This window comes from Spirosoma luteolum (genome assembly GCF_054778875.1).
Map to the genome: position 1 here is coordinate 236667 of NZ_BAAGZE010000006.1, position 25582 is coordinate 262248.

The 25582-nt window shown below is 62.2% G+C and carries 21 protein-coding genes and 1 riboswitch; of the genes, 10 read left to right on the plus strand and 11 right to left on the minus strand.

Features of this window, described 5'->3' with window-relative positions; translation table 11 throughout:
• The first annotated feature begins 95 nt into the window (after positions 1-95).
• From ACYVAC_RS11585 to ACYVAC_RS11595, 3 genes are all read left to right on the plus strand, one after another.
• Positions 96-1289: a hypothetical protein gene (locus ACYVAC_RS11585; RefSeq protein WP_461097834.1), complete on the plus strand. Its 1194-nt coding sequence runs from the start codon at positions 96-98 to the stop codon at positions 1287-1289.
• Positions 1290-1459: 170 nt separating this feature from the next.
• Positions 1460-3871: a glycoside hydrolase family 127 protein gene (locus ACYVAC_RS11590; RefSeq protein ID WP_461097835.1), complete on the plus strand. Its 2412-nt coding sequence runs from the start codon at positions 1460-1462 to the stop codon at positions 3869-3871.
• Positions 3872-3889: 18 nt separating this feature from the next.
• Positions 3890-6223, plus strand: coding sequence for a beta-L-arabinofuranosidase domain-containing protein (locus ACYVAC_RS11595; RefSeq protein WP_461097836.1), 2334 nt, complete (start codon positions 3890-3892; stop codon positions 6221-6223).
• Positions 6224-6323: 100 nt separating this feature from the next.
• On the opposite strand, the gene ACYVAC_RS11600 is transcribed toward ACYVAC_RS11595, so the two are convergent.
• The 3 genes from ACYVAC_RS11600 to ACYVAC_RS11610 form a co-directional block, all read right to left on the minus strand.
• Entirely contained in the window at positions 6324-7568 is a 1245-nt protein-coding gene (locus ACYVAC_RS11600) for an NAD(P)/FAD-dependent oxidoreductase (protein WP_461098223.1), read from the minus strand.
• Positions 7569-7681: 113 nt separating this feature from the next.
• Positions 7682-8686: a 4-hydroxyproline epimerase gene (locus ACYVAC_RS11605; RefSeq protein ID WP_461097837.1), complete on the minus strand. Its 1005-nt coding sequence runs from the start codon at positions 8684-8686 to the stop codon at positions 7682-7684.
• A 158-nt stretch (positions 8687-8844) separates the two neighbouring features.
• Positions 8845-9753 (minus strand): dihydrodipicolinate synthase family protein, encoded by a 909-nt coding sequence (locus tag ACYVAC_RS11610; protein WP_461097838.1) that lies wholly within the window; start codon positions 9751-9753, stop codon positions 8845-8847.
• A gap of 145 nt (positions 9754-9898) precedes the next feature.
• On the opposite strand from ACYVAC_RS11610, the gene ACYVAC_RS11615 reads away from it, so the two are divergent.
• The gene (locus ACYVAC_RS11615) at positions 9899-10765 is read left to right on the plus strand and encodes an AraC family transcriptional regulator (RefSeq protein ID WP_461097839.1); all 867 of its coding nucleotides are present in this window, start codon (positions 9899-9901) and stop codon (positions 10763-10765) included.
• 37 nt (positions 10766-10802) lie between these two features.
• Positions 10803-11786: a bestrophin family protein gene (locus tag ACYVAC_RS11620; RefSeq protein ID WP_461097840.1), complete on the plus strand. Its 984-nt coding sequence runs from the start codon at positions 10803-10805 to the stop codon at positions 11784-11786.
• Positions 11787-11810: 24 nt separating this feature from the next.
• On the opposite strand, the gene ACYVAC_RS11625 is transcribed toward ACYVAC_RS11620, so the two are convergent.
• The 5 genes from ACYVAC_RS11625 to ACYVAC_RS11645 all read right to left on the minus strand — a co-directional run bounded on the left by ACYVAC_RS11625 (position 11811) and on the right by ACYVAC_RS11645 (position 17598).
• Positions 11811-12815 carry a family 43 glycosylhydrolase gene (locus ACYVAC_RS11625; protein ID WP_461097841.1) on the minus strand — a complete coding sequence of 335 codons (1005 nt, stop codon included), beginning with the start codon at positions 12813-12815 and terminating at the stop codon, positions 11811-11813.
• A gap of 74 nt (positions 12816-12889) precedes the next feature.
• Positions 12890-14485, minus strand: a complete 1596-nt coding sequence (locus tag ACYVAC_RS11630) for a DEAD/DEAH box helicase (RefSeq protein ID WP_461097843.1) — start codon at positions 14483-14485, stop codon at positions 12890-12892.
• A 204-nt stretch (positions 14486-14689) separates the two neighbouring features.
• Positions 14690-15328 carry a gluconate 2-dehydrogenase subunit 3 family protein gene (locus ACYVAC_RS11635; protein ID WP_461097844.1) on the minus strand — a complete coding sequence of 213 codons (639 nt, stop codon included), beginning with the start codon at positions 15326-15328 and terminating at the stop codon, positions 14690-14692.
• Positions 15325-15819, minus strand: coding sequence for a four helix bundle protein (locus ACYVAC_RS11640; RefSeq protein WP_461097845.1), 495 nt, complete (start codon positions 15817-15819; stop codon positions 15325-15327). Before ACYVAC_RS11640 ends, ACYVAC_RS11635 begins: the two co-directional genes overlap by 4 nt.
• 36 nt (positions 15820-15855) lie before the next feature.
• Positions 15856-17598: a GMC family oxidoreductase gene (locus ACYVAC_RS11645; protein ID WP_461097846.1), complete on the minus strand. Its 1743-nt coding sequence runs from the start codon at positions 17596-17598 to the stop codon at positions 15856-15858.
• 280 nt (positions 17599-17878) lie between these two features.
• Positions 17879-17973, plus strand: a riboswitch (TPP riboswitch).
• Positions 17974-18037: 64 nt separating this feature from the next.
• Between ACYVAC_RS11645 and thiM the strand changes: the two genes are divergently transcribed.
• Genes thiM through ACYVAC_RS11665 form a run of 4 tightly spaced genes read left to right on the plus strand, consistent with a single transcriptional unit; the run spans position 18038 to position 20929 of the window.
• Complete coding sequence (thiM, locus tag ACYVAC_RS11650) at positions 18038-18847, plus strand: hydroxyethylthiazole kinase (RefSeq protein WP_461097847.1); 810 nt, start codon at positions 18038-18040, stop codon at positions 18845-18847.
• The gene (gene thiE, locus ACYVAC_RS11655; RefSeq protein WP_461097848.1) at positions 18844-19470 is read left to right on the plus strand and encodes a thiamine phosphate synthase; all 627 of its coding nucleotides are present in this window, start codon (positions 18844-18846) and stop codon (positions 19468-19470) included. The genes thiM and thiE overlap by 4 nt, the downstream gene beginning before the upstream one ends.
• Positions 19467-20273, plus strand: a complete 807-nt coding sequence (thiD, locus tag ACYVAC_RS11660; protein WP_461097850.1) for a bifunctional hydroxymethylpyrimidine kinase/phosphomethylpyrimidine kinase — start codon at positions 19467-19469, stop codon at positions 20271-20273. The genes thiE and thiD overlap by 4 nt, the downstream gene beginning before the upstream one ends.
• Positions 20273-20929 carry a TenA family protein gene (locus ACYVAC_RS11665; RefSeq protein WP_461097851.1) on the plus strand — a complete coding sequence of 219 codons (657 nt, stop codon included), beginning with the start codon at positions 20273-20275 and terminating at the stop codon, positions 20927-20929. The genes thiD and ACYVAC_RS11665 overlap by 1 nt, the downstream gene beginning before the upstream one ends.
• 30 nt (positions 20930-20959) lie before the next feature.
• On the opposite strand, the gene ACYVAC_RS11670 is transcribed toward ACYVAC_RS11665, so the two are convergent.
• Positions 20960-21955 (minus strand): phytanoyl-CoA dioxygenase family protein, encoded by a 996-nt coding sequence (locus tag ACYVAC_RS11670; RefSeq protein WP_461097852.1) that lies wholly within the window; start codon positions 21953-21955, stop codon positions 20960-20962.
• Positions 21956-22087: 132 nt separating this feature from the next.
• Here ACYVAC_RS11670 and ACYVAC_RS11675 point away from each other — a divergent pair, with 132 nt between their 5' ends.
• Complete coding sequence (locus ACYVAC_RS11675) at positions 22088-22948, plus strand: helix-turn-helix domain-containing protein (RefSeq protein WP_461097853.1); 861 nt, start codon at positions 22088-22090, stop codon at positions 22946-22948.
• A gap of 160 nt (positions 22949-23108) precedes the next feature.
• Here the strand turns inward: ACYVAC_RS11675 and ACYVAC_RS11680 are convergent, their stop codons facing one another.
• Both ACYVAC_RS11680 and ACYVAC_RS11685 read right to left on the minus strand, forming a co-directional pair.
• Positions 23109-24572, minus strand: a complete 1464-nt coding sequence (locus ACYVAC_RS11680) for a mandelate racemase/muconate lactonizing enzyme family protein (RefSeq protein ID WP_461097854.1) — start codon at positions 24570-24572, stop codon at positions 23109-23111.
• Between the two features lie 61 nt (positions 24573-24633).
• Entirely contained in the window at positions 24634-25560 is a 927-nt protein-coding gene (locus ACYVAC_RS11685) for an RraA family protein (protein ID WP_461097855.1), read from the minus strand.
• Positions 25561-25582: the final 22 nt, after the last annotated feature.

The following is a 25582-nucleotide window of genomic DNA, read 5'->3' on the forward strand; positions in this document are numbered from 1 at the left end:
ATTCCGCTAAACGGTCGACTTGGTTTAGGGGTCAAAGATAAACCCCACCCGGGGTTCGCCTGTCTAACCCCCATAAAATTCAGCCTTCCTTCCCTATGAACCGTTCTCTTCCTTATCTGTTTTGGGCCGGGCTGCTGCTGCTGGGGTGCAGCAGCGGCCAGACGGCCCTCCGGCGGGGCGACTTCGACAAGGCAGTGGCTCAGGCGGCCAGCCGGCTCCAATCGGGGCATGGCCTCACCAAACGCGGCCGGCGGCTGGCCCCGCTGGTCCTGCGCAATGCGTTTGTGCAGGCCTATGCCAGCCACCAGACCCGCATCCGCGACCTGACATCCGATACCAGCCCCCCGTTCCGCTGGGAAACGGTGGTAACCCACTACCAGGCGCTGCAAACCCTGACCGACAACGCCCGCACCTGTGGCCCCTGCGCCGGCTGGCTGGCCGCCTACCCGGCCGACTACGGCAGCCCGATCCGGGAAACCCGCCAGCTGGCCGCGGCCGACCGCTACCAGGCGGCCGAACTGGCCTTCGCCTACCGCGAAACCGACCGACGGGCAGCCCGCGATGCCTATAGCCACTACCGCCGGGCCGATGAATGGGTACCCGGCTACCAACAGGCATCGACCAAAGCGCAGGAAGCCTTCGCCTACGCCCTGCTGCGCGTAGCGGTTGAACCCGTAAGCGCCGGGCCGTTGCTGACGGGCTCCGACCGGGCTACCCTGCAACGGGCCATCCTGCGGAGCCTGAATCCCGAGCCGGCTCCATTTGTGCGGCTGTATCTGCCCGCCCAGGTGCAGGCGAGCGTATTCGACGGCGCGCCGGTTGTCGACGGCTTCGGGATAGCCCAGGCGGTGCAGCTGCGCGTGACCGACCTCGATAGCTACCACGATAACGTAACGAGCAGCAGCAGCACCGTTTACAGCAACCAGCCCTACAAGGTGGGTGAGAAAAAAATCAACGACTCCACCCGGGTCGATATTTTGGAAAAGGTATCGGGTACACTTACCGTACACACCCGCACCGTTCGGGCCGACATGCAGCTGCACCTGCGGGGCCTCGAAACCGCGTCGGGGCGGGCGCTGTGGCAGGAGCCCGTTACGGCCAGCCGCAGCTGGACGACCAGCTGGGAAACCTTTACGGGGGACGAACGGGCCCTCAACGGGCATACCCTGGCCACGGCCAGTCTGCTGGTGCCAAGCCGATGGCAGCTGTTTGATGGGTTATGCGACGACATGGCTTCGTCGGTCCGGCAGCGGCTGGAACGGGTCTACCGGGCACAGGAGCAGGACTGATACGGTAAAAAGCCCAAATAGGCACCTATCCACGCCGAGTGGGTAAAAAAGTATCAGCACCCGCGAATCGGTGCGCGGCCCGGGAGCCGGCCAATTCGTAACTTCGTCCAGCAGCCACCGAAACAATCGTTCGGTCTGGTGGCTGCTCTGTCTCCAGCCCGCTTCCGCCTATGTTTCCCACGCTTCTGCCTGCCCTTCGCCGGTGGGCTGCCTTTGGTTTATTACTGACCGGCCCAGCCCTGGCCCAGCCGCGCACCGCCGGCGACTACCCCATTCAGCCGGTTCCGTTTACGGCCGTTAAAGTAACCGACGGGTTCTGGGCACCCCGCATCCGGCGCAACCACGATGTAACCATCCCGATTGCGCTGCACCACTGCTACAGCACCGGTCGGGTCGATAATTTCCGGGTGGCCGGGCATCTGAAGGAAGGCACGAAGTTCTGCACCGAATTTCCGTTCGACGATACCGACATCTACAAGATTATCGAGGGCGCCAGCTATTCGCTGCAGACCTTTCCCGACGCCCGGCTCGACGCCCGCGTCGACTCGCTGATCACCTACGTAGCGGCCGCGCAGGAGCCCGACGGCTATCTGTACACGGCCCGCACCATCGACCCGCTGCACCCGCACGAATGGGCCGGCCTCACGCGCTGGGAAAAGGAATCGGATTTGAGCCACGAACTCTACAACAGCGGCCACCTGTTCGAGGCAGCCGTGGCGCATTACCAGGCCACGGGCAAGAAAACGCTGCTCAACGTGGCGCTTAAAAACGCCGATCTGCTGGTCAGCACGTTCGGCCCGGGCAAACTGGCCCGCGCCCCCGGTCACCAGATTGTGGAAATGGGGCTGGTGAAACTCTATCGCACCACCGGCAAAAAGGCGTACCTCGACCTGGCCAAGTTTCTGCTCGACGTGCGGGGCCACGGTCAGGAATACAGCCAGGATCATAAACCCGTAACCGAGCAGCGCGAAGCCGTGGGCCACGCCGTTCGGGCGACTTACATGTATGCCGGTATGGCCGACGTAGCCGCCATTACGGGCGACCAGGCCTACCTGCACGCCATCGACCAGATCTGGAACGACGTGGTGAGCAACAAGCTGTACATTACCGGCGGCATTGGTGCCGAAGGCGGACACGAGGGTTTCGGCCCCGCCCGCAACCTGCCCAACATGGCGGCCTACAACGAAACCTGCGCGGCCATCGGCAACATCTACTGGAACCAGCGGCTCTTTCTGCTCCACGGCGATGCCCGCTATTACGACGTACTCGAACGAACCCTCTATAACGGCATGCTGTCGGGCGTGTCGCTGCGTGGCGACCGTTTTTTCTACCCCAACCCCCTCGAGTCGCGGGGACAGCACGCCCGCTCGGCCTGGTTTGGCTGCGCCTGCTGCCCAAGCAATGTCTGCCGCTTCATTCCGTCGATGCCGGGCTATGTGTATGCCCAGCGCGATAAACGGGTTTATGCCAACCTGTTTGTCAACAGCACCGCCACGCTGACCCTGGCCGGCCAGCCGCTGACGCTCCGCCAGGAAACACGCTACCCCTGGGACGGCGACATTGCCTTCGCCGTTGAGCCAGCCCGCACGCAGGCGTTCGAACTGGCCATCCGGATACCCGGCTGGGCCCGGCAGGAGCCCGTTCCGGGTACGCTCTACGCCGTGGCCGGACCGGCAGCCCCGCCCGTGCGGCTTACCCTGAACGGCCGTGCCCTGCCCTACCGGCTCGAAAACGGCTATGCCATCGTGGCCCGCACCTGGCGCAAAGGCGATGTGGTGCGGCTGGCCCTGCCCATGCCCATTCAGCGGCTGGTGGCCAGCCCCGATGTAAAAGCCGACCTGCAGAAAGTAGCCCTGCAACGCGGCCCGATGGTGTATTGCGCCGAATGGCCCGACGCACCGGATGGCCACGTGCTCGATCTGGTCCTGCCTAACGATGCCCCCCTGACGACCTCGTACGACGCCAGTCTGCTCGACGGCGTAGCGCTGATCACGGGTACCGCCCAGCGCGTCAGCCGCACGGGTGCCGCCGGTCTGACCACCCAGCCGACTCCCCTCAGGGCCATTCCATACTACGCCTGGGCCAACCGGGGCAACGGCGAAATGTCGGTCTGGCTGGCCTCGGCCACGGGAGCCGCCCGGCCACGCCCCGCCCCGACTCTGGCCTCGACCAGCACCATCACGGCTTCCCTGACGACCAAGGCGCTGGTAGCCCTCAACGATCAGGAAACCCCGAAAAGCTCGAACGACCGCGACAACCTCTACTACCACTGGTGGCCCAAAAAAGATACGCTCCAGTGGGTTCAGTATTCGTTTACCCAGCCCAGCCGCGTATCGTCGGCCAGGGTCTACTGGTTCGACGACAGCCCCTGGGGCGGCTGCCGCATTCCGGCGTCGTGGCAGCTACAGTACCAGACCGAGTCGGGTGAGTGGGCCCCCGTTCGGAATACCCAGCCTTACGCCGTTGGCAAAGACCGCTACGACACCGTAACGTTTGAGCCGGTGCAGACCAGGGCTATGCGCCTGCTGGTGCAGTTGCCCAAAGACGCATCGAGTGGTATTATGGAGTGGTCGGTTGAGTAAACCTATTTGTCTTTCCGCATGAACGTTCGCTATTCGATTGCCTGGCTGACCCTGCTGTCGGCCGTGGGTATGGCCCAGCCGGCTCCCCAGCCCCTGCCGGCCCCCGCCGTTTCCATCAACGCCATGCCGTTTGCGCCGGCCCAGGTAAGGGTGCAGGCCAGTCCGTTCCGCACCGCGCAGGAAGCCGACACGCGCTTTCTGCTCTCGCTCCAGCCCGACCGGCTGCTGTCGGGTTTCCGCACCAACGCGGGGCTGGCCCCCAAAGGCGAAAAATACGGCGGCTGGGAATCGTCGGGGCTGGCGGGCCATTCGCTGGGGCACTACCTTACTGCCTGCGCCCTGCACTATGCCGCCACCGGCGACCCGGCCTTTAAACAGCGCATCGACTACATCGTCGACGAGCTGGCCATCTGCCAGCAGGCCCGTAAAACGGGCTATATCGGCGCCATTCCCCGCGAAGATACCCTCTGGGCCGAAGTGGCCGCGGGCACCATCCGCTCGCGCGGCTTCGACCTCAACGGCGCCTGGTCGCCCTGGTACACCGTGCACAAAGTCTACGCCGGCCTGCTCGATGCGTATCAGTACGGCGGCAACCCCAACGCCCTCGGGCTGGCGGTGAAACTGGCCGACTGGACAGGCGAAACGCTGCGTAACCTGACCGATGCCCAGCTGCAGCAGATGCTGCGCTGCGAGTACGGCGGCATGAACGAATCGCTGGTGAATACCTACGCCCTGACGGGCCAGAAAAAATACCTCGACCTGTCGTACAAGTTTCACGATCGGGCGGTGCTGGACTCGCTGGCCATCGGGCGCGATGTGCTGCCCGGCAAGCACGCCAACACCCAGATTCCGAAGCTGATCGGGGCCATCCGGCGATACGAACTCACCGGCCACGCGCCCGACCTGGCCATGGCCCGCTTTTTCTGGCAAACGGTGGTCGACCACCACACCTATGCCCCCGGCGGCAACTCCAACTACGAGTACCTGAGCACGCCCGATCAGCTCAACGACAAGCTGACCGACAACACCATGGAGACCTGCAACACGTATAACATGCTGAAGCTGACGCGCCACCTGTTTGCGCTGAGCCCGCAGGCCCGCTACATGGACTACTACGAACGGGCGCTGTATAACCACATCCTGGCGTCGCAGCAGCACCAGACCGGCATGGTCTGCTACTTCGTACCGCTCCGGATGGGCACCCGCAAGCATTTCAGCGATGAAGAAGAAAGCTTTACCTGCTGCGTGGGGTCGGGTATGGAGAACCACGTCAAATACAACGAAACGATTTATTTCCGGGGGGCCGACAGCAGTTTGTTCGTCAACCTCTTTATCCCCTCGACCCTCGACTGGTCGGGGCAGGGCCTGAAACTGACGCTGGCAGCCGACCTGCCCGCCAGCCCCGACGTAGCGCTCACCGTAACGGCCGCCCGGGGGCAGGCCATCCCCATCCGCATCCGGCGCCCCAGCTGGCTCAGCGGACCCATGACCGTGAGGGTCAACGGCAAAGCCGTATCCGCCCGGCCCGACGAGACGGGCTATGTGACCATCAGCCGGCGCTGGCAGTCGGGCGACCGCATCGACCTGACCCTGCCCAGCCAGCTGCGGGCCGTAGCCATGCCCGACAATCCGGCCCGGCAGGCGTTTTTTGCGGGACCGGTGCTGCTGGCCGGCGACCTTGGCCCTACCGAGCCCGATCCACGGCAGGGCGTGCCGGTATTCGTGACGGCCACGGCCGACCCCAACCAGTGGATTAAATCCGGCCCGCGCCCGCTCGAATACCAGACCAGCCATACCGGCCAGCAGGCAACCGTGACGCTGAAGCCGTTCTACGACCTGCAGGCCAACTATTACACCGTGTACTGGGATGTCTTTACGCCCGAAAACTGGCTCAAACAGCAGGCGGTTTACGAGGCAAAACGCCGGGCCGAGGCCGACCTCGACCGGCGCACTGTCGATCAGCTGCGGCTGGGCGAAATGCAGCCCGAACGCGATCATGCCCTCGCCGGCGACCACCTCGAAACGGGTGAGGATCACCTGCGCAAATACCGGATTGCCAACAACGGGGGCTTTTTATCCTTCACGATGAAAACCAGCCCCACCGCAACCAACACCCTGATCGGCACCTACTGGGGCATGGATAACCGGGGGCGTCAGTTCGAGATTCTGGTCGACGGCACGGTGGTGGCGGGCGAAGATCTCAACAAGTACAAAGCCAGTCAGTTCTACGACATTGCCTACCCCCTGCCCCCGGCCCTCACGGCGGGCAAGTCGATGGTAACGATCCGGCTGCAGGCTAAACCGGGCCAGTCGGCCGGGCCAGTCTACGGGCTGCGCATGGTCACGAACTGACCGTACCGGCCTATGGCGTAACGGCCAACAACGAAGTCCGTCTGGCCCGGTCGCTCTGACCTGCCGGACGGACTTCGTTGTTGCCTTGTACCCGGCTGCGTCAGGCGAAGCGGTCGGGGTTGAAGGCGGTGAGCGGCATGGCTCCTTCCCGATCCGACAGGAGATCACTGACGAGTTTACCGGTGGCGGGCCCCAGGCTCAGGCCCATCATGCCGTGGCCAGTGGCCATCACCAGGTTGTCGTACCGGCGCGACCGGCCAATGTAGGGCAAGCCGTCGGGCGAGCAGGGCCGCAGCCCCCGCCATACGGTTTCGACGGCGGGCATGGCCACCGCCAAATCGGGGTAATACTGCGGAATTGACTCGACAATGCCCCGCACCCGGTTCATGTTGACACTCATGTCGGTACCCGCCACTTCAAGCGTGCCGGCAAAGCGTAGGGTCGAGCCCATGGGCGTGGCCGTAGCGCGGGCTTCGAGCAGGATGGCCGGCACCCGCACCTGCACCGGTGGCTTGGGCAGCATAAAGCTGTAGCCTTTGCCGCCCTGCATGGGTAGCGATACGCCCAGCCGGCGGGCCAGCTCAGGCGACCACGCGCCCCCGGCCACCACCACCGCGTCGACGGCGACCTCGCCCGCGGCCGTCTGCACCGACCGGATCTGGTTGCCCGAGTGCCCGAAGCCGGTAACGGCCTGCTGTTCGAGCAGCGTTACGCCCGCCCCGCGCAGGTAAGCCAGCAGCGACCGCACCAGTTCGCCGGGATTTACGTGGGCATCGCCCGGATACCAGACGCCCCCCCTCACGCTGACCCGGGCGTCGGGTTCGAGGGCCTGCACCCCCGCCTGGTCGAGCACCCGGGCGTCGATACCGGCGCGGTTGGCCACGTCGGCTTCTTCGGCCAGCTCGTGTTCGGCCCCGGCGGTTTTGTAGAGCATGAGCAGCCCCCTCTCCTGCCAGTCGAACGTCAGGTCGCCGTTGGCGGCCAGATCCTGATACAGGGTTTTGCTGAGCAGGCTCAGGTCGCGCAGGGCCGGGATGGCGCGCTGCACGTGCTCGTGGTTGGCGTGGCGATAGAACAGCCAGCCCCAGCGCGCCAGATCCAGATCGAGCCGGGGCTTGACGTAGAACGGACTCGTCGACTGGAGCATCCAGCGCAGACCCTTGCTGATCATACCCGGCTGCGCCAGCGGAATGATGTGGCTCGGCACGATCATGCCCGCATTGCCAAACGAGCAGCCATCGGCAATAGTCCCCTGATCGAAGAGCGTAACCTGGTGGCCGGCTTTCTGCAGGTAATAGGCCGTACACAGCCCGATAATCCCTCCCCCAACGATACCTGTGTGCATATTGCTGTAATTGAGTGGTTGAGCCATTGCGTGATTGAGTGATGCTGACAGCGCGACCACTGGCTTCGCACCGGTATAATCGCTCAATCACGCAACCACTCATTCGCTCAATGTTAGATAACCTGAAACCCGTGAACGTACGGATCGTCGTCGTCCAGGATGAGGTGGTTGTAGCCGTAGATACGGGCCCAGCCTTCAATGCTGGGCACGATGGCGGGCGATCCGGCCAGTTCGGTTTCGGCTTCGATGCGGCCGTTGAAAATGGAACCGATGATGCTTTCGTGCACGAACACCTGGCCGGGCCGCAGCCGGCCCTGTGCGTACTGCTGCGCCATACGGGCCGATGTGCCGGTGCCGCAGGGCGACCGGTCGATAGCTTTGTCGCCGTAGAACACCGCGTTGCGGGCTGTCGACGTAACCTGCAGGGGCTCGCCCGTCCAGAGGATATGGCTCAGCCCCTGAATGGTGGGGTCGGCGGGGTGTACAAAGGTGTATTGCTCGTTCAGGCGCTCGCGCAGTACCCGTGCCCAGGCAATGAGCTGCCCGGCGGTGTAATGTTCCAGCCCCGGGAAGTTAGTCTGCCGGTCAACGATGGCGTAGAAGTTACCTCCATAGGCCACATCGACGTTCAGCCTACCCAGGTCGGGGCAGTCGACGGAGAGTCCTTCGGCGGCCAGGTACGATTTTACGTTGGTGATCTTCACCGAACTTACCCGCGGGCCATCCATTACGTACTCGGCCCGCACCAGGCCGGCCGGCACTTCGAGCAGCAGCACGCCCGGCGTTTTGGGCCGCACCAGGTTGCGCTCGATGGCTACCGTGACGGTGCCGATGGTGCCGTGGCCGCACATGGGCAGGCAGCCCGACGTTTCGATAAACAGCACAGCGGCATCGTTGGCCGGGTCGATGGGCGGATAGATAATGCTGCCCGACATCATGTCGTGGCCGCGCGGTTCAAACATCAGCCCCCGCCGGATCCAGTCGTATTCCCGCAGAAAGTGCTGCCGTTTTTCGCTCATGGTTGTTCCCTGCAGAAACGGAATGCTGCCCCCGGTCACAACCCGCACGGGATTCCCCCCCGTATGCGCGTCGATGCAGAAAAAATGATACTGAGGCATGTGAAATAAGATATGGAGTGATTGTGTGGTTGAGCGATTGAGCAACAGCGCATTGGCACCGCAAAAGCTAACCGGGCCGGAACAGCGTGTATCTACCGACGTGCACTGCGTTCAGTTACTGATTCACTCAACCACACAATCACACACGCACGCAATAGCTAACCCACCAGCACCGGCCGTTTGGCCAGGGCAGTGTTGATGACCGAGAGTACCTGCTCGCGTTCGGCGCCGATCAGCGGCAGGCGGGGCGCCCGCACGTGCTCCGACCCGATGCCCGTGGCCTGAGCCGCCAGCTTGATGTACTGCACCAGTTTGGGGTGAATGTCGAGTTCGAGCAGGGGCATAAACCAGCGGTAGATATCGAGCGCTTCTGCCACCTGACCGGCTTTGGCCAGGTCGTAAATGGCCATCGTCTCCACCGGAAACGCGTCGACCAGACCACCCACCCAGCCGTCGCAGCCCAGCAGCAGGGCTTCGAGCGCCAGCGTGTCGACGCCCCCCATCAGCTTGAAGCGGTCGCCGAACGCATTGCGCATGCGGGTAATGTTGGTCAGGTCGCGGGTCGATTCTTTCACCGCCTGAATGTTGGGCAACACCGCCAGCTCCTCGAACATGGCCACGGTGGTCATGATCTTGTAGTCGTAGGGGTTGTTGTAGATCATGATGGGCAGCGATGTTTCCTGGGCCACCGATCGGAAGAACTGAACCGTTTCGCGGGCGTCGGCGGGGTAGCGCATGGGGGGCAGCAGCATCAGCCCCTGCGCCCCGTTGGCCTCGGCTTCATGAGCCCGGGCCACGGCCTGTCTGGTAGCCTGCTCGGCAATATTGACCACCACCGGCACCTGTCCGGCGCACACGGCCAGCGCCGATGCCAGCAGCGACAGCTTCTCATCACGTTCCAGCGTACTCGCTTCGCCCAGCGAACCACCAATGATGAAGCCATGCACCCCCGCGTCGAGCTGGGCATGCAGATTTTTCTCGAACAGCGGCAGATCGAGTTGCTCGTCGGCCGTGAAGGGGGTCAGAAGGGCGGGGTAAACACCCACCCATTGGGCATGCGTCGTCATGTGCAGAACTGGTTTGCGGTACGGGATTGTTCCCCCAAAGTTACAGTGCACGGGGGAGCAGCGCTTTCGTCGTAATGAGTCGGTTCTGATACTATTTTCACCAGAAAAACCGGACAAATGGTGTATATTCCCCAAAAAATTGCGCATGAAACCACTCCTGTTCAAAGTACCCGCTATCGACGACCGATCGTTTCGGATTGAACAGGACGACGGGCCGCACTTCTACGGCCACCTGCACTTTCACCCCGAGATTCAGCTTACGCTCATACAGGCTGGCGAAGGCACGCTGATTGCCGGCGACCGCATCGACCGCTTTGCCCCCCTCGACGTGCTTCTGCTGGGGGCCAACCTGCCCCACGTGCTGCGCAACGACCCGGCTTTTTTCGAGGCTGGCTCGTCGTTGCGCGCTACGGCCGTGTCGATTCTGTTTCGCCCCGAGCAACTCGAAACAACCCTGCTGACGCTGCCCGAAACCCGCCACCTCAGGCAGCTCATCCACGATGCCCAGCGCGGGGTCCGGTTCCGGTGTCCGGCCGGTCATCCGCTGGTCGATCAGCTGGCTACCCTGCCCGGCCTGCGCCCCTTTGAGCAGCTGCTGCGGCTGCTGCACGTGCTCGATTTTCTGGGCACCACCCCCGACCGCGACGTGCTGTCGGTTACGGCCTATGCCCAGCCCCGGCGGCCCGAAGACCACCGCCGGCTCGAGCAGGTTTTCTCGTATATTCTGGAGCATTACAGCGACCCCATCACGCTCGATGATGTGGCCAACATCACCAACCTGACGCCGGGTGCTTTCTGCCGCTTTTTCCGGCAGCACACGCGCAAAACCTTCTCGACGCTGCTCAACGAAGTCCGGATTGAACACGCCTGCCGCCACCTGCGCACCACCAAGCAGACCATCAGCCAGATTGCCTTCAGCTGCGGCTATACCAATCTCTCCAACTTTAACCGGCAGTTTAAAGACATCATGGGCATGCCCCCCGGCGAGTACATCCGCCGGTACCAGGATTAACCTCAACTGACCATTCGCCCGAAACCCCCAACCGCCTATGCATACCGGTACGCACTACTCGCTCGCCGAATTTCTGCGCTGGACCCGGCGCGACATTTACCGGCTGTTGCTCTTGGCCACCCTCCCTACCCTGGCCTACGTGGCCGGGCTAACCTGGGTGGCCATCCCGTGGGTTCCCGTCGCGCTGATCGGCACGGCGGCAGCCTTTATCGTGGGGTTCAAAAACACCCAGACCTACAACCGCCTGTGGGAAGCCCGCCAGATCTGGGGGGCCATCATTAACGGGAGTCGTACCCTCGGGTTGATGCTACGCGATTTTGTGCAGGTCGATCCGGCCACCCGGTGCCAGCTCATCTACCGCCACTGCGCCTGGCTGACGGCGCTGCGGTTTCAGCTGCGTAAACCCCAGCCGTGGGAAAATCAGCAGAAATCGTATAACCGCGAATACCGCCAGCATTACACGGTGCCTGAATGGCAGGAGTCGCTCGACGATGCGCTGCGCCCCTACCTCAGCGAGGCCGAGCGAACGGATATCCTGAACCGAAAGAATCGGGCTACGCAACTCATTGCGCTCCAGTCGAAACAACTGGCCGCACTGGCCGAAGCAGGGCAGATCGAACCGCTGGCTTACATCGAACTAACCCGGCGCCTGGCCGACTGTTACGATCAGCAGGGACGTTGTGAACGCATCAAAAACTTCCCATACCCGCGGCAGTTTGCCAGCATATCGCTTTTTTTCGTCTGGCTGTTTGTGGGGCTGTTGCCGCTGGGACTGCTCAACGAATTTCAGAAGCTGGGCGACGACTGTGTGTGGCTGACCATTCCGTTCAGTACGCTGGTATCGTGGGTGTTTACGGCCATGGATAAGGTCGGCGAATCGTCGGAAAACCCATTCGAGGGCGGCCCCAACGACATTCCAATGACGGCCCTGTGCCGCACTATCGAGATCGACCTGCGCGACATGATTGACGAAACCGACCTGCCCGCCCCCCTGACGCCTGTCCACAATACTCTGCTGTAGCGGGCGGTGGACCTGACCCGCGGGCTACTCTACCCTGGGCCAGCCATCGGCGTCCCAGCCCAGCGGCCGTATCTGAAGTTTCGAGCGCCCGCCGTCGGCCGCATCGTAGGCGTGGTAGATCAGGTAGTCGCGGCCGTCGAACGTATAGGTAGCCGAATGGCCCACACCATGCCAGTGCGCGTCGCCCTGTAGCAGCGGGCTGCCGCCCCCCTGTGTCAGGGGCTGCCCGGACCGGTCGAGGTAGGGGCCGGTCAGTGTGGCCGAACGCCCTACCCGGATGTTGTAGGTGCTATTGACCCCGCGGCAGCAGTAATCGAACGAGACAAAGAGGTACCAGAACGTGCCGTGCCGAAACAGAAACGGCGCTTCGATGGCCCCGGTGCCGGCCTGCCGAATGCCGCCCGAATCGGTGCGGGGACGACTGGCGAGTGTGTAGGCCTCGGCGGGCGAGGCCGGGCCAGCCAGATCGGCCCGCAGGCAGATCAGCCGAATTCCTTCCCAGAACGACCCGAAGGCAAGCCAGCCCCGCCCGGCCTCGTCGATTACCAGGTTGGGATCGATGGCGTTCCAGTTGTCGCGGCCGGGCACCGACTGCACCACCAGCCCCCGATCGACCCAGCGGTAGGCCGTATCGGCGGGGTTGAGCGTGGTATTGGTAGCCAGCCCGATGGCCGACGCATTGCGCCCGAATACCGACGACGAGTAGTAGAGGTAATACAAACCATTGTGGTACGAAATGTCGGGCGCCCAGAGGTCGTTGGGGCGCGTAGCTGGATTGGCCTGCAGGGTCCAGGGCGGGGCGGTATCGAAAACGGGCGGCTGCGGGGTCCAGTGCACCCGGTCGGGCGACGACCACAGCCGGATGCCCCGTCCGGTCCCGAACAGGTAATACTGATTGCCCTGCCGGATCAGTACGGGATCGTGCACGGCAACGGGGGGTACCGACTGGGATCGACCAGCCCGGCCCGACAGGCACAGCATCAGCAGGAACAGGCAGCGTAATCGACGTGGAAACGGGGGCATGGGCATACAGCAATGGGTATGAACGCACAAAGGCGGTACCGCTCGAGTCGATACCGCCTTTGTCAATCAAGTTACGACGCTTATTCGCCCGCCGGCACGGGTGCGGCAGCAGCACTGGGTGCCTGACCGGGCGCCTGCCCTTCGGCCGAACGGGGCCGCCGACGCTTTTTCCGGCGTTTTGGCTTGTCGGCGCCCGCACCATCGGCCTGCGGACCGGCCGTTGCTTCGGCTACGGGCATACCAGCTTCGGGGGCCGTACTTCCGTCGGGCCGTGGGCCACGGGGGTTATTACCCCGCCGACGATCGTCAGGCCGACGGCGCGGCTCGCCCGCTGGTGCGTCGCCCGTGGCCGGTTCGGCCGGCGCTGCGCCATCGCGGGGCGGACTGGCGGGGCGGCTGCTTCCCGATCCACTACCCGGGCGGTCGTTGCCCCGACCCCGACCACCACTGCGGTCGTCGGGCCGGCCCGAACCACCCCGGCCGGCACCGCCTTTACCGCGCAGGCCGCTGAAGCGTTTGGGGTCGAACACGGGCGACTTGCCCATGCCCAGTTCTTCGGTTACCGAGCGTTTTTCGAGTTCGCGCTCGATGAGTTTTTCAATGTTGACGATCCGGTTCTGGTCCTGATCGCTGATAAACGTGATGGCCGTACCGGTGGTAGCCGCCCGCGCCGTTCGCCCGATGCGGTGCACGTAATCTTCGGCGTCGCGCGGAATATCGTAGTTGACCACGTGGGTCAGGTTGTCGATGTCGATCCCGCGCGACAGCACGTCGGTGGCCACCAGAATCGGAAACGCTTTGTTTTTGAAGTCGCGCAGCACCACCTCGCGGTCATCCTGTTCCAGGTCGGAGCTGATACCCCGGGCTTCGTAGCCCAGCTTGCTCAGCGCCCGCACGATGCCGTTGACCTCCGACTTGCGCGAGGTAAAGAGCACCATGCTGGACACGGGCTTCGTGCTGTTTTTGATGAGGTGCGCCAGCAGGGGCAGCTTCTGGTTGTCGTAGGCCAGGTAAAACTGCTGGTCGATACCAGCCGCCGGTTTCGACACGGCCAGCCGGATTTCTTCGGGCTCGGTCAGAAGACGCTTCGAAAACTCCCGGATTTTGTTCGGCATGGTGGCCGAGAACAGCAGGGTCTGGCGCTGCTTGGGAATCTTGTCGACAATGTTCAGGATGTCGTCGGAGAAGCCCATGTCGAGCATCTTGTCGGCTTCATCGAGCACCAGGTAGTCAATCTTGTCGAATTTTACGTAGCCCAGCTGCATATGGGCAATAAGCCGACCCGGCGTGGCAATGATAATGTCGGCGCCGGTTTCGAGGGCTTTGCGCTGCTTGTCCCAGTCGTCGCCCTTGCCCCCGCCGTAGATGGCAATGCTGTTGGCCTGCACGAAGTAGCCGAAGCCTTCGACCTGTTCGTCGATTTGCTTGGCCAGCTCACGGGTGGGCACCAGAATCAGGGTGCTGGTGTGGTCGTGGTCGGCGTGGGAGATTTTGTCGAGGAGCGGAATGAGATAAGCCGCTGTTTTGCCGGTACCGGTCTGGGCACTGGCGATAAGGTCTTTTCCGGCCAGAATGGTCGGAATGGCCATCTCCTGAATGGGCGTTGCCTTCAGGTAGTTCATGGCATCCACGCCGGCCAGCAGGTCGTCGTGCAGATTAAATTCAGAAAATGTCAAGAGTACAGCTTGTCAAGGTGAAAAAACGCTGACCTCTCGTTTTTCTGGTCAGCAAACCGCCTGATTTAGGACAAATATAGCAAAAAGTCGGCACGAATGCCTGTGCCGGCACGCCCGAATGTGCGCTTTACTGACCGGTGGCAACGCCAAAAAAAACGGCACCATTCCGGGCGGAATGGTGCCGTCTGGCCAGCTGGCCGGGGCTTATTTGTACTGCTTCAGCTCGCGCTCTTCGTAGGCCAGGCCGTACTGTTTGAGCACGTCGTCGGGCACGCCATCCCACTGGTTAGGGGTGTTGCCCTGGTAGCCGAGGTCTTTGATCCCGATCTGGCTGCTGTAGAAGCCGCTGGCGGTCAGGTTGCGCATGAGGGTGAAAAACGACGCGCCCTGGGTCATGTCGGCTTTGGCCTTGCCGGGGTAGGCAATCTGCTCGACCATGTCGATCTGCTGGGCTTTGGTGCAGCCCACGAAGGGTTTTCCATACCGCTTGGTGCAGGTATTATCGAGCCACTTGATACCGCCCCGCATGGGGGTCTGGTTGCGGGGCTGGTCTTTCATCATGAACTCGATGAAGGCGGGCACGCCCGCCTGCGAGGCACTCCCCGAGCGGCTGTCGGCCGGAATGATGATATCCGACAGCACCGTAACGGTCTGCAGTTCGTGGGGAGTAAAAAACTTCTCGGCGTTGAGCTTCGCGTCGCGCTCGGCTTCGAATTTTTGCCGGCCACCGGGAATTTTGAGGGGTTTTACCTCGGGTGGGGCGGGCACTGCCGCTTCGGCGGGGTTCACAGCAAACCCAAATGCGGTAACGGGTATGCCTTTGAGCAGGTCTCTGCGTTTCATGGGGCGTAGGGGTTTTCAGGTTCGTTGTTCGTTGTTTGTGGTCCGTTGTTTCTGATTAGTGGCCGGTAAGCCTCCATTGCTGGTTCGTCTACTCCCGTTGGCGTTTTATACTTGAACCCTTTATAATCACTGCGTTTTAGGTAGGTAATAAATGACACCAGCATTTTACCGACGATATCAACCTGCTCATACAGTTTCGCAAACTGATCGGGGGTGAGGTGACCGCGATCCAGACTTCTGTACAGTTGGGATTTTACTTCGTCGTTCGACCCCATGGCGTAACCGAGAAACTGAATAAACTCGGTCCGACTTCCACGACCGAAGCCTTCGGCAATGTTGTCCATCACCGACCCGCTTGAACGGCTAATCTGATTACGAAGCTCAAAATCTTTTCCCAGCGACGTTGTCTGGCTAAGTTGGTAAATAAGCCGGGCTACCTCTCTGGCGCTCTGCCACGTTTTCAGGTCTTCGAATCGCTGTACTGTTGCCATATCAACAAACCACGCACCACAAACCACAAACTGACTTTACACTTTCTTCTTAGCCTGATCGATGATGTATTCCGAGGTGCGCATGGAACTGGCCAGGATGGTCCAGGTTACGTTTTTGTCGCCCTGCGAGGGGAACGGGGCTGCATCGACGACAAACAGGTTTTTCACGTCGTGCGCCTGCTGGAAGCCGTTGAGGGCCGACGTTTTGGGGTCTTTTCCCATCCGGGCCGTACCCACCTCGTGGATAATCTTGCCGGGTGCTTCGAGACCGTAGCTGGTGTCGGCGCCGGGTTTGTTGCCAAGTGCAATACCGCCCATCGAGTGAATGATTTCCTCAAACGTATCCTGCATGTGCTTGGCCTGCTTCACCTCGTAGTCCGACCATTTGTAGTTGAAGCGCAGCACCGGAATACCGTATTTGTCGACCACGTTGGGATCGATTTCGCAGTAGTTGCTTTCAAGTGGTACCGGCTCACCCCGACCGGCCATTCCTACGTAAGCCCCGTAGAACCGGCGGTAATCGTCTTTCAGACTGGCACCGTAGCCACCGCCCGGTTTCATGGCCCCGTCGCGGGCGGCAATCATGCCGTTCATGGCTTCGATGCCCCAGCCAAAGCCATAGGCCGGCATCCCCATGCCCCCCCAGTATTCGATGTGGTAACCGCGCGGGAAATCGAGTTTCTTATTGTCGAGCCACCAGGGCGTAAACACGTGCATGCCACCCACGCCATCTTCGTTGTAGCGTTTACGGTCCATGAGCGCCGGCACGAAAGCCGAGCGGCTCGCGCCCGTCGAGTCGTTGATGTAGCGCCCCACGACCCCGCTCGAGTTGGCCAGTCCGTTGGGAAAACGGCTCGACTTGGAGTTGAGCAGCAGCCGCGCCGTTTCGCCGGCACTGGCCGCGAGCACCACGGTTTTCGCTTTGATCGTTACTTCCTGCAGCGTCTGCGTGTCGACGTAGCTGACGCCCGTACAGAGACCCGTGGCCGCGTCGGTCATCACTTCGCGCACCATGGCACCGTTGATCAGCGTTACGTTGCCGGTTTTCAGGGCCGGCTTCACCAGCACCGACGACGACGAGAAATCGGCGTAGGCCTGGCAACCGCGGCCGCACTGGCTGCAGTAGAAACACTGCCCCCGCTCGTCGTTGACAGGCTTGGTCAGGATCGACAGCCGCGACGGAATAACCGGGATACCGATGCTGCGCGCGCCCTTCCGGATCATCAGCTCGTGCAGCCGGGGCTTGGGCGGGGGCAGGAAAATACCATCGGGTTCGGAGGCCATGTTCTCGACAGAGCCAAACACCCCGATCAGCCGATCGACCCGGTCGTAAAACGGCTTCAGGTCGTCGTAGCCGATGGGCCAGTCTTCGCCCACGCCGGTCATGCTCTTGCGCCGGAAATCGTCGGGGGCGAAGCGCAGCGAAATACGGCCCCAGTGGTTAGTACGGCCGCCCAGCATGCGCGAGCGGAACCAGTGAAATTCGGTGCCTTTGGCCGTGGTGTAGGGTTCGCCTTCAATGTCCCAGCCGCCCCAGGCCGCGTCGAAATCACCAAACGGCCGGGTGGTGCCGGCCCCACGCCGGGGCGACTCCCAGGGCCATTTCAGTTGAGTAATATACTTTGAGTCGGCCGGGTCGTAGTAGCCCCCGGCTTCCAGCAAAACAACTTTAGCCCCGGCCTTGGCGAGTGTGTAAGCGGCCATACCGCCCCCGGCTCCGGAGCCGACAATGGCCACGTCGTACTCGACCGGGGCTTTTTTAATCTGAAATGGGTCCATGGAATAGTTGAGATTAGGAAAACACCTGTTGTTGAACGCTGTCGGAAACAGCCCGATAAATGTACGAGCCTGCCGACAAAACTCCAGTATCCGGCCGCCTGAATCGGTGAATCGTACCGCATACCAGCGTATGTATACAACGGTGAAAGCCCCGATCCTCGTCCTTTTGCCCCCCGACTACCCGTTTTTTTTATCAGCATCGACCGGCCGAGGTGCTGAGTCACCCGGTGGGCCGGCCCCGGGCCACTTGCAGACCGACGGAATCCGGGCTACCTTTGGCGCACAACTTTAGGGGTGTCGTTTCCGGCGACTGAGAACATACCCTCACCACCTGATGCAGTTCGTACTGCCGTAGGGAAAAGTTTGCCAGCAACCACGCGTTTGCTGGCGGCTCTGGTTACTCCTGAAGTTGCGGTGTTCCCGTTTATCAACCCGTACCATGACCCTACCCAGCGCCCAGACCATCTGGCAGGATATCGAGCAGATCCGCGCCCAGTCGCCCCTGATTCAGAACATCACCAACTTTGTGGTTATGAATACCACGGCCAATGCGCTGCTGGCCCTCGGCGCGTCGCCGGCCATGGTGCATGCCTCCGACGAAGCCGCTGACTTTGCGGCCATTGCCAGTGCCCTGGTGGTCAACATCGGCACCCTCGACACCACGTTTGTGGCCGGCATGCGGGCCGCTATGGGCCGCGCCAGCGCCCTCGGCAAACCCATCGTGTTCGACCCGGTGGGGGTCGGTGCCACTCCCTACCGCAACCGCATCAGCCAGGAGCTGCTGGCGCTGGCCGTTCCCACCATTATCCGGGGCAACGCATCGGAAATTATGGCGCTGGCCGGCCTGCAGATCCAGACCAAAGGCGTCGACAGCACCGCCAGCTCGTCGGCCGCCGTTGAGAGTGCCCGGCAGCTGAGTCGGCAGCTGGGCTGCGTGGTGGTGGTGAGCGGAGCCGACGATTACGTCGTGCAGGGCGACCGGATGGCGAGGCTCAGCAACGGCCACCCTATGATGAGCCTCGTCACCGGCATGGGCTGCACGGCTACGGCCCTGACGGGTGCCTTTGCAGCCATCAACCCCAATCCGTTTGCGGCCGCGGTGGGCAGTATGGCCGTGATGGGCGTGGTGGGGCAGCTGGCCGCCCAGACTGCTCCGGGCCCCGGCACCCTCCAGGTCGATTTTCTGGATCGGCTCTATCGGCTGACCAGCCAGCAACTCACCGATACCCTCACGCTTTCGTTGTCATGACCGGCCTTTATCTCGTAACCGACCGCGCCAGTTGCCGGCAGGGGGGGCATTCAGTATCGGCGGTGGTCGACGACGCCTGCCGGGCCGGGGTGCGGTGGGTACAGCTCCGCGAAAAAGATCTCGCCACCCGTGCCTTTATCGAGCTGGCCGCCGACCTGCTGACCATTACCCGGCGCTACGGGGCGTTGTTGTTCATCAACGATCGCGTCGATGTGGCGCTGGCCGTGGATGCCGACGGCGTACACGTAGGGCAGGACGACATGCCCGTGTCGCTGGTCCGGTCGCTGCTGGGCCCCGGCAAGCTGATCGGCCTGTCCATCAATTCGGCCGACGAACTGCAGGCGCTGGCCAGCGAACCGGTTCAGCCCGATTACCTGGGCCTGGCCACGGTTTTCCCGACGGGCACCAAAACCGATACGGCCAGCCTGCTGGGCCTGTCGGGCCTGGCCGACCTCTGTCGGCAGACCACGCTGCCGACTTTTGCCATCGGCGGCATCAACGCTACATCGATTCAGGCCGTTTGTCAGACGGGGGTATCGGGCGTCGCCGTGGTTTCGGCCATCTGCGCCCAGCCGTCGCCCTACGCAGCGGCCCGGCAACTCATCTCCTTACTACCCCAATGAAGCCATACGCCCGCGTACTGACCATTGCCGGCTCCGACAGCAGTGGTGGGGCCGGCATCCAGGCCGACCTGAAAACCGTTTCGGCCCTGGGCTGCTACGGCATGTCGGTGCTGACCGCACTGACCGCCCAGAACACGACCCATGTCACGGCCATCCACCCGGTCCCCCCCGCGTTTATCACCGAACAACTGCGGGCGGTACTGAGCGACGTGGGTACCGATGCCGTAAAGATCGGCATGCTGCACTCGCCCGAGGTCATCGATGCCGTGGCGGAGTCGCTGCGATTGTTTGGGGTTACCAACATCGTTCTCGACCCCGTGATGGTGGCCAAGAGTGGCGACAAGCTTCTGCAGGACGAGGCCATTTCGGCCCTGAAAAGCCAGTTGCTGCCGCTGGCCACGGTGATCACGCCCAACTTGCCCGAAGCAAGCGTACTGCTGGGCCGGTCGGTTGAGACCCTGCCCGACATGGAGCAGGCGGCTACCGATCTGGCCGGTCTTACCCCCGGGGCCGTGTTGCTGAAGGGAGGGCACCTGCCTGCCGCCGACAGTACCGATCTGCTGCGGTTGGCGTCGGGTGAGGTACACCGTTTTTCAATCCCGCGCATTGATACCCCCAACACCCACGGTACCGGCTGCACGCTTTCGTCGGCCATAGCGGCCGGCCTGGCCCGGGGGCTGGCCCTGCCCGAGGCCGTGCAGGCGGCTAAAACCTACCTGACCGGTGCCCTCCGGGCGGGAGCCGGCTACGCGCTGGGCCACGGCCACGGCCCCGTTCACCACTTCTTTACGTACTGGACCTGATGACCCCGCTTTTCTCCGATACCCTCTGGGCTGCGATCAGCCCTGTCTACACGGCCATTCTCGACCACGGCTTTGTGGGCGAACTGACCCGGGGCACCCTGCCGCCCGACCGCTTTCATTATTACCTGCAGCAGGACGCGCTCTACCTGGCCGATTTCAGCCGGGCGCTGGTTCAGCTGGCCGTGCGGGCCGACAACCCTGCCGACCGGCTGCTGCTGATTGGCTTTGCCGACAGCGCCATCCGGGTCGAGCAGCTGCTGCACGAAGCGTATTTTACCCAGTACGGCATTAGCGCGGCACCGGCCAAACAGCCAGCCTGCTTTGCCTACACCAGCTACCTGCTGGCCACCACCGCTCTGGAGCCGCTGGCCGTTGGCGCGGCTGCGGTGCTGCCCTGCTTCTGGATCTACCGCGAGGTGGGGCGGGGCATTCACAGCCAGTCGGTTGCCAACAATCCGTTTCAGGCCTGGATCGACACCTACGCGGGTGAGGCTTTCGACACCAGTGTACGCCAGATGATCGACCTCACGAACCGGCTGGCCCAGCGCGCCGACGCGTCAACGCGGGCGCAGATGAGTGAGGCTTTCGCCCAGGCCAGCCGACTCGAATGGCTGTTCTGGAACGATGCCTACACCCGGCAGCAGTGGCTTATCTGAGAAACACCGAGCCATTGTACAGGCGGGGGCTCACCCATCCCAGCGGTCGAGGCCGAGCAGTTTGCGGCCCAGCGGGCTGAGGTCGGCGGTCTGGTAGCGGGTTTGTTCCCACTGCCGGGGGTCGCCGGGGAAGGCATAGCCTTCGGGTGCGATACGGTCGCGCCAGGAGCGGATTCGCCACTGCCGCAGCGGCTCATTGTCTTCCTCGGCCGGCATCATGGAGATATACTGCGCCAGCCGCACCTTGTTGCCCGAGCGATTGGGCCGGATGCCGTGGGCCAGCGTACTGTTGAAGATCAGCAGGTCGCCGGCGTTCATTTTCACCTTCACGAGTTTGTCTTCGAGCCCTGTCATGTCGGGCTGGAAGTGGTTGCGATCGGCGGGCTGGGTTTGTTTCCAGGTGTCGTAGTGCCGGTACAGCCAGGGTACGCATTGAAAACCGCCCATGTTTTCGTCGGTCTGATCGGCCAGCGCCAGCACGCCCTGCACGTTCTGCGGGCGGGTTTCAGGGTCGTAATCCCAGTGGATAAAGCCCTTGAAGGTGTCTTCGGGGCGCAGGGGCAGGTTGAGGTTGGCCCGATCGATGGTTACCCACAGGGCTTCGTGCCCCCAGATGTCGACAAAGGCATCATAAACGCGCTGGGTTTGCCGGTTGGCCCATTCGTAGGGGTGGTTGTAGAGTTCGACCATGCCACTGCCTACCAGTTCCTTCATCTTCATGTCGGCGCGCGGGGGCGCATACCAGGTGGTCGGGTCGGCCGGATCTTTCTCCTCAAATTCCCACAGCAGATCGGCCAGCTGCTGGGCCTGCTCGCGGGGCACGGCGTTGGGGATCACGATGTAGCCGTTTTCGATCCAGAACTGCCAGTCGGCTTCGGAGAGTACGCGCAGCGGCTGCACATCGCCCGAGCGGTCGCTGAGCCGGATGCGGCTGCTGGTGGCGGTTGAGGGATTGCCCGGAATATCCTGATGGGCGTTGCTGGGCATCATGGTCGGCGCCATGGTTGGGGTTGGGGCAGGCTGCATATAGTCAGCTGGTTTAGTTGTCAGGAATACGACAAAGGTCGGCGCTGCCCGGGCGGCCTGCTACACCCGGATCGTCAAGCTGTTGAACGCTATTGATCTTTTCGCCAACTTTCCGGCTCTTCCACGACAGCTATGTACAACCAGCCAGCCACTACCCTGGTGCGCGAAGACATTCGGCCCGATGCCAACAGCTCGTTCCGTATGCTGGTGACGCCCCACCTGAACGATTTTTACTACTGGCATTTTCACCCGGAATACGAGCTGGTGTACATCGACCGGGCCGATGGCCCCCGGCAGGTGGGCAGCCACCTGTCGCGCTACGAAGGCAGCGACCTGGTATTTATTGGCCCCTATATTCCGCATCTGAATTTCGACTACGGCGTTCGGACCGACTATCGCAAGGTGGTGGTGCAGCTGGGGAGTTCGTTTCTGGGGTCGGCACTGACCGACACGCCCGAGCTGATAGCCATCGGACAGCTGTTTGGGCGGGCGCGCCACGGACTGGCCTTTGGTGCCCACACCAAGGGGGTGCTGGGCGAGCGGCTGCTGCACCTGCCCGACCGCGATCCGTTCAGCCAGTTTATCGAACTGCTGACGCTGTTTAACGAACTGGCCCACGCCCCCGACGCCGAACTGCTGCACCCCCACCCCATCGAATCGCCCTATACGCGTCGGCAGCAGGATCGTATCCAGCTGGTCTACGCGTTTATTGCCGCCAACTACCAGCGCCGGATCGACATCGGCGAACTGGCCGACCTGACCAGCCTGACCCCGGCGGCATTCTGCCGGTATATGCGCCAGATGACGCGCATGACCTTCACCGACTACGTGAATCAGTACCGCGTACACCAGGCCAAGGCGCTGTTGCTTCAGCAGCGCTCGGTTACTGACGCCTGTTTCAGCAGCGGCTTCGAGAGCTTATCGTATTTCAACCGGGTGTTCCGGCGCGTCACCGGCGACAACCCCAGCGCGTTCAGGCAGCGTTTTTTGTAGGGAAGAGGGGGCAAGTTTGTTGTTAGTGGTTTGTGGTTTTTTGGGTTATCAGACGACTGGGCCAACAGCCTTATTTTAGCTAACGATCAGCCATCAGCCGCTGTTGTCGACTTCACGTCCAGCCTCTACACTACTAACAACGAACCACAAACCCAAAACCCTAACTCCACGTCCGATCCCAGGATTCGACTTTGTTCCAGTCGTCGGTGGGAGCGAAATACAGCTCGCCTTTGAGCAGGTGCTGCTTCGCCACGGCTTCGTTTAGTTCGACGCCCAGGCCGGGCTTGTCGGGCACGCGTATGAAGCCCTGATTCACAATCGGCTTCTCGATGCCCGTCACCAGATCCTCCCAGAACGGCACGTCGACGCCGTGGTGTTCGAGCGCCACAAAGTTCTGCGTAGCCGCGGCACAGTGCACATTGGCCATCAGTGAGATGGGCGAGCCGGCAAAGTGCATCGCCATCGGAATACCCCGCTCTTCGGCGTAATCGCCGATTTTTTTGGTTTCGAGAATACCGCCCGACGAGGCCAGGTCGGGGTGAATCATATCGACCGCCCGGGCATCGATCAGCCGGATAAACTCTTCCTTGAGGTAGATATCCTCGCCTGTCAGCGTGGGCGTTTCAATGGCTTCGGTGATCTGCCGCCACTGGTCGGTGTAGAACCAGGGCACCATATCTTCGAGCCACGCCAGCTGGTATTTCTCCAGCCGCCGACCCAGCCGAATGGCCGTATTGACATCGAAATGGCCGAAATGGTCGGCGGCCAGGGGCATATCGTAGCCGATGGCGTTCCGGACCGACTCGACGTACTGCGCCAGCAGATCGAGCCCCTTATCGGTGATCTGCACGCGGGTAAAGGGGTGTTTGGTCAGGCTGTAGCTGCCCACCTGCCGCGGGCCGGCGGGGGCCGTGCCAAATTGCCGTTTCACGTCCCACACCCCCGCGCCCACGAGCGTACCGGGCGTATCGGCCAGCAGCTCGATACCGAAATCCATTTTCAGAAACGTAAAGCCTTTGTCGATGCGCTCGGCCTTCATTTTTTTGGCAAACTCCGTTGGATTTTTCTCCTCGGGCGTGTCGGCATACATCCGGATGGTGTCGCGGTATTTGCCGCCCAGCATCTGGTACACAGGCACCCCATAGGCTTTGCCAGCCAGGTCCCACAGGGCCATTTCGACCCCACAAACGCCCCCGGCAGCCCGGCCGTGCTGCCCGAACTCTTTGATGAGCTTAAACAACTGCTCCACGTTGCACGGATTCTTGCCCAGCAGCCGGCTCTTCAGAAACAGCGCGTATTTGGCACTGGCCCCGTCGCGCACTTCGCCGTAGCCCGAAATGCCCTGGTTGGTGTCGATCCGGATGATCGGACTGGTAAACGGTACGCCCGTCAGCACCGCCACCCGCAGGTCCGTGATTTTCAGGTCGGCCGGCTTCGAGAAGCGGTTCACGTTCTGGCTGATGTAGTCGGTTTCGGCGGCCGCGTCGTGGTCGAACAGAAGGCCCAGCGACAGGCCACCGAGCGCCGTTTTCTTCAGAAAATCACGCCGGTCGGCCGGGGCCGCGGGGGCGTCGGTTTTAGGCACAGGCGGTTTGTAGGCGAACCGATCAAGGATATTTTTCATGGTTTGGCAGCGGTTTAGGAAGGTAGCTATAGAACAACAGCACCCGGCGTGGCGGGTACCGTCAGAGTGTCGAGATGCGTTTTTCGAGTTCGGCGGGGGTCAGCCTCACGTTGGCAGCATTGGCTTTCAGCCAGGCGCGAAAGGCCGTGATAATGGCGGGCGTCCATTTCATGTCGATTTCGCCGGGCGTGAATTTGCCCTCGCGCAGCATCTGGTGGCCGAAGCCATCCTGCAGGGCCACCCACTCCGAACTGGTGATGACCTTTTCGGCCAAGTGCGCCGGAATAAAAACAACCCCCTCCTTCTTGCCCAGAATCAGGTCGCCGGGCAGCACCGTGGCCCGCCCGATCCGGATGGGGTAGTTGATACCCGTCATGAGCATATCTTTGATATACGAGGGGTCGACCCCGCGCACGAACCCTACAAAGCCGTTGATTTCTTCGAGGCCTTCGAGGTCGCGCACGCCCGCATCGAACACCACGCCCGTTTTCGATTTGGCATAAATAGAATTCCCCAGATTATCGCCGATCAGCGTGCCGTCGATGATTTTGCCGTAGCCGTCGGCCACGTACACGTCGTTGGGCTGAAGCACGTCGATGGGCCACGCATTGGGCGCACCCGACCGGTTTTCCGCTTTCCCTTTGGCCCGAACCGGCTTTTCCATGTCGGGCCGCGCCGGCATGTACTGGGCCGTTACAACCCGCCCCGCCAGTACCTTGTCGGGGTGAATGATCTGCCAGCCCGCTTCGAACTGGTTGGTGTAGCCTTCATTTTTAAGCACCCCCCAGGCTTCTTCGATCGACACGTTTTTCAGGCGGCTCACCAGATCGTCCGACACCTTCGGACGGCCGTCGGGGTAGCGCTCACCGGTCCATTCCTGCGAATACGCCAGAATGGCCTCGCGGGGGGCCGCAAGCTGCTGGGCAAACGTCGCAGTACCCAGGCTGGCAGCCAGCAGGGTCGTCATCAATGCATTCCGTACAATCATCAGCTAGCGAATTAAAGGGTTA

Bases quoted from the DNA above. Each gene is read 5' to 3' on its own strand.
- ACYVAC_RS11585 (WP_461097834.1), top strand. From the start codon at position 96: ATGAACCGTTCTCTTCCTTATCTGTTTTGGGCCGGGCTGCTGCTGCTG.
- ACYVAC_RS11590 (WP_461097835.1), top strand. From the start codon at position 1,460: ATGTTTCCCACGCTTCTGCCTGCCCTTCGCCGGTGGGCTGCCTTTGGT.
- ACYVAC_RS11595 (WP_461097836.1), top strand. From the start codon at position 3,890: ATGAACGTTCGCTATTCGATTGCCTGGCTGACCCTGCTGTCGGCCGTG.
- ACYVAC_RS11600 (WP_461098223.1), bottom strand. From the start codon at position 7,568: ATGCACACAGGTATCGTTGGGGGAGGGATTATCGGGCTGTGTACGGCC.
- ACYVAC_RS11605 (WP_461097837.1), bottom strand. From the start codon at position 8,686: ATGCCTCAGTATCATTTTTTCTGCATCGACGCGCATACGGGGGGGAAT.
- ACYVAC_RS11610 (WP_461097838.1), bottom strand. From the start codon at position 9,753: ATGACGACGCATGCCCAATGGGTGGGTGTTTACCCCGCCCTTCTGACC.
- ACYVAC_RS11615 (WP_461097839.1), top strand. From the start codon at position 9,899: ATGAAACCACTCCTGTTCAAAGTACCCGCTATCGACGACCGATCGTTT.
- ACYVAC_RS11620 (WP_461097840.1), top strand. From the start codon at position 10,803: ATGCATACCGGTACGCACTACTCGCTCGCCGAATTTCTGCGCTGGACC.
- ACYVAC_RS11625 (WP_461097841.1), bottom strand. From the start codon at position 12,815: ATGCCCATGCCCCCGTTTCCACGTCGATTACGCTGCCTGTTCCTGCTG.
- ACYVAC_RS11635 (WP_461097844.1), bottom strand. From the start codon at position 15,328: ATGAAACGCAGAGACCTGCTCAAAGGCATACCCGTTACCGCATTTGGG.
- ACYVAC_RS11640 (WP_461097845.1), bottom strand. From the start codon at position 15,819: ATGGCAACAGTACAGCGATTCGAAGACCTGAAAACGTGGCAGAGCGCC.
- ACYVAC_RS11645 (WP_461097846.1), bottom strand. From the start codon at position 17,598: ATGGACCCATTTCAGATTAAAAAAGCCCCGGTCGAGTACGACGTGGCC.
- thiM (WP_461097847.1), top strand. From the start codon at position 18,038: ATGACCCTACCCAGCGCCCAGACCATCTGGCAGGATATCGAGCAGATC.
- thiE (WP_461097848.1), top strand. From the start codon at position 18,844: ATGACCGGCCTTTATCTCGTAACCGACCGCGCCAGTTGCCGGCAGGGG.
- thiD (WP_461097850.1), top strand. From the start codon at position 19,467: ATGAAGCCATACGCCCGCGTACTGACCATTGCCGGCTCCGACAGCAGT.
- ACYVAC_RS11665 (WP_461097851.1), top strand. From the start codon at position 20,273: ATGACCCCGCTTTTCTCCGATACCCTCTGGGCTGCGATCAGCCCTGTC.
- ACYVAC_RS11670 (WP_461097852.1), bottom strand. From the start codon at position 21,955: ATGCAGCCTGCCCCAACCCCAACCATGGCGCCGACCATGATGCCCAGC.
- ACYVAC_RS11675 (WP_461097853.1), top strand. From the start codon at position 22,088: ATGTACAACCAGCCAGCCACTACCCTGGTGCGCGAAGACATTCGGCCC.
- ACYVAC_RS11680 (WP_461097854.1), bottom strand. From the start codon at position 24,572: ATGAAAAATATCCTTGATCGGTTCGCCTACAAACCGCCTGTGCCTAAA.
- ACYVAC_RS11685 (WP_461097855.1), bottom strand. From the start codon at position 25,560: ATGATTGTACGGAATGCATTGATGACGACCCTGCTGGCTGCCAGCCTG.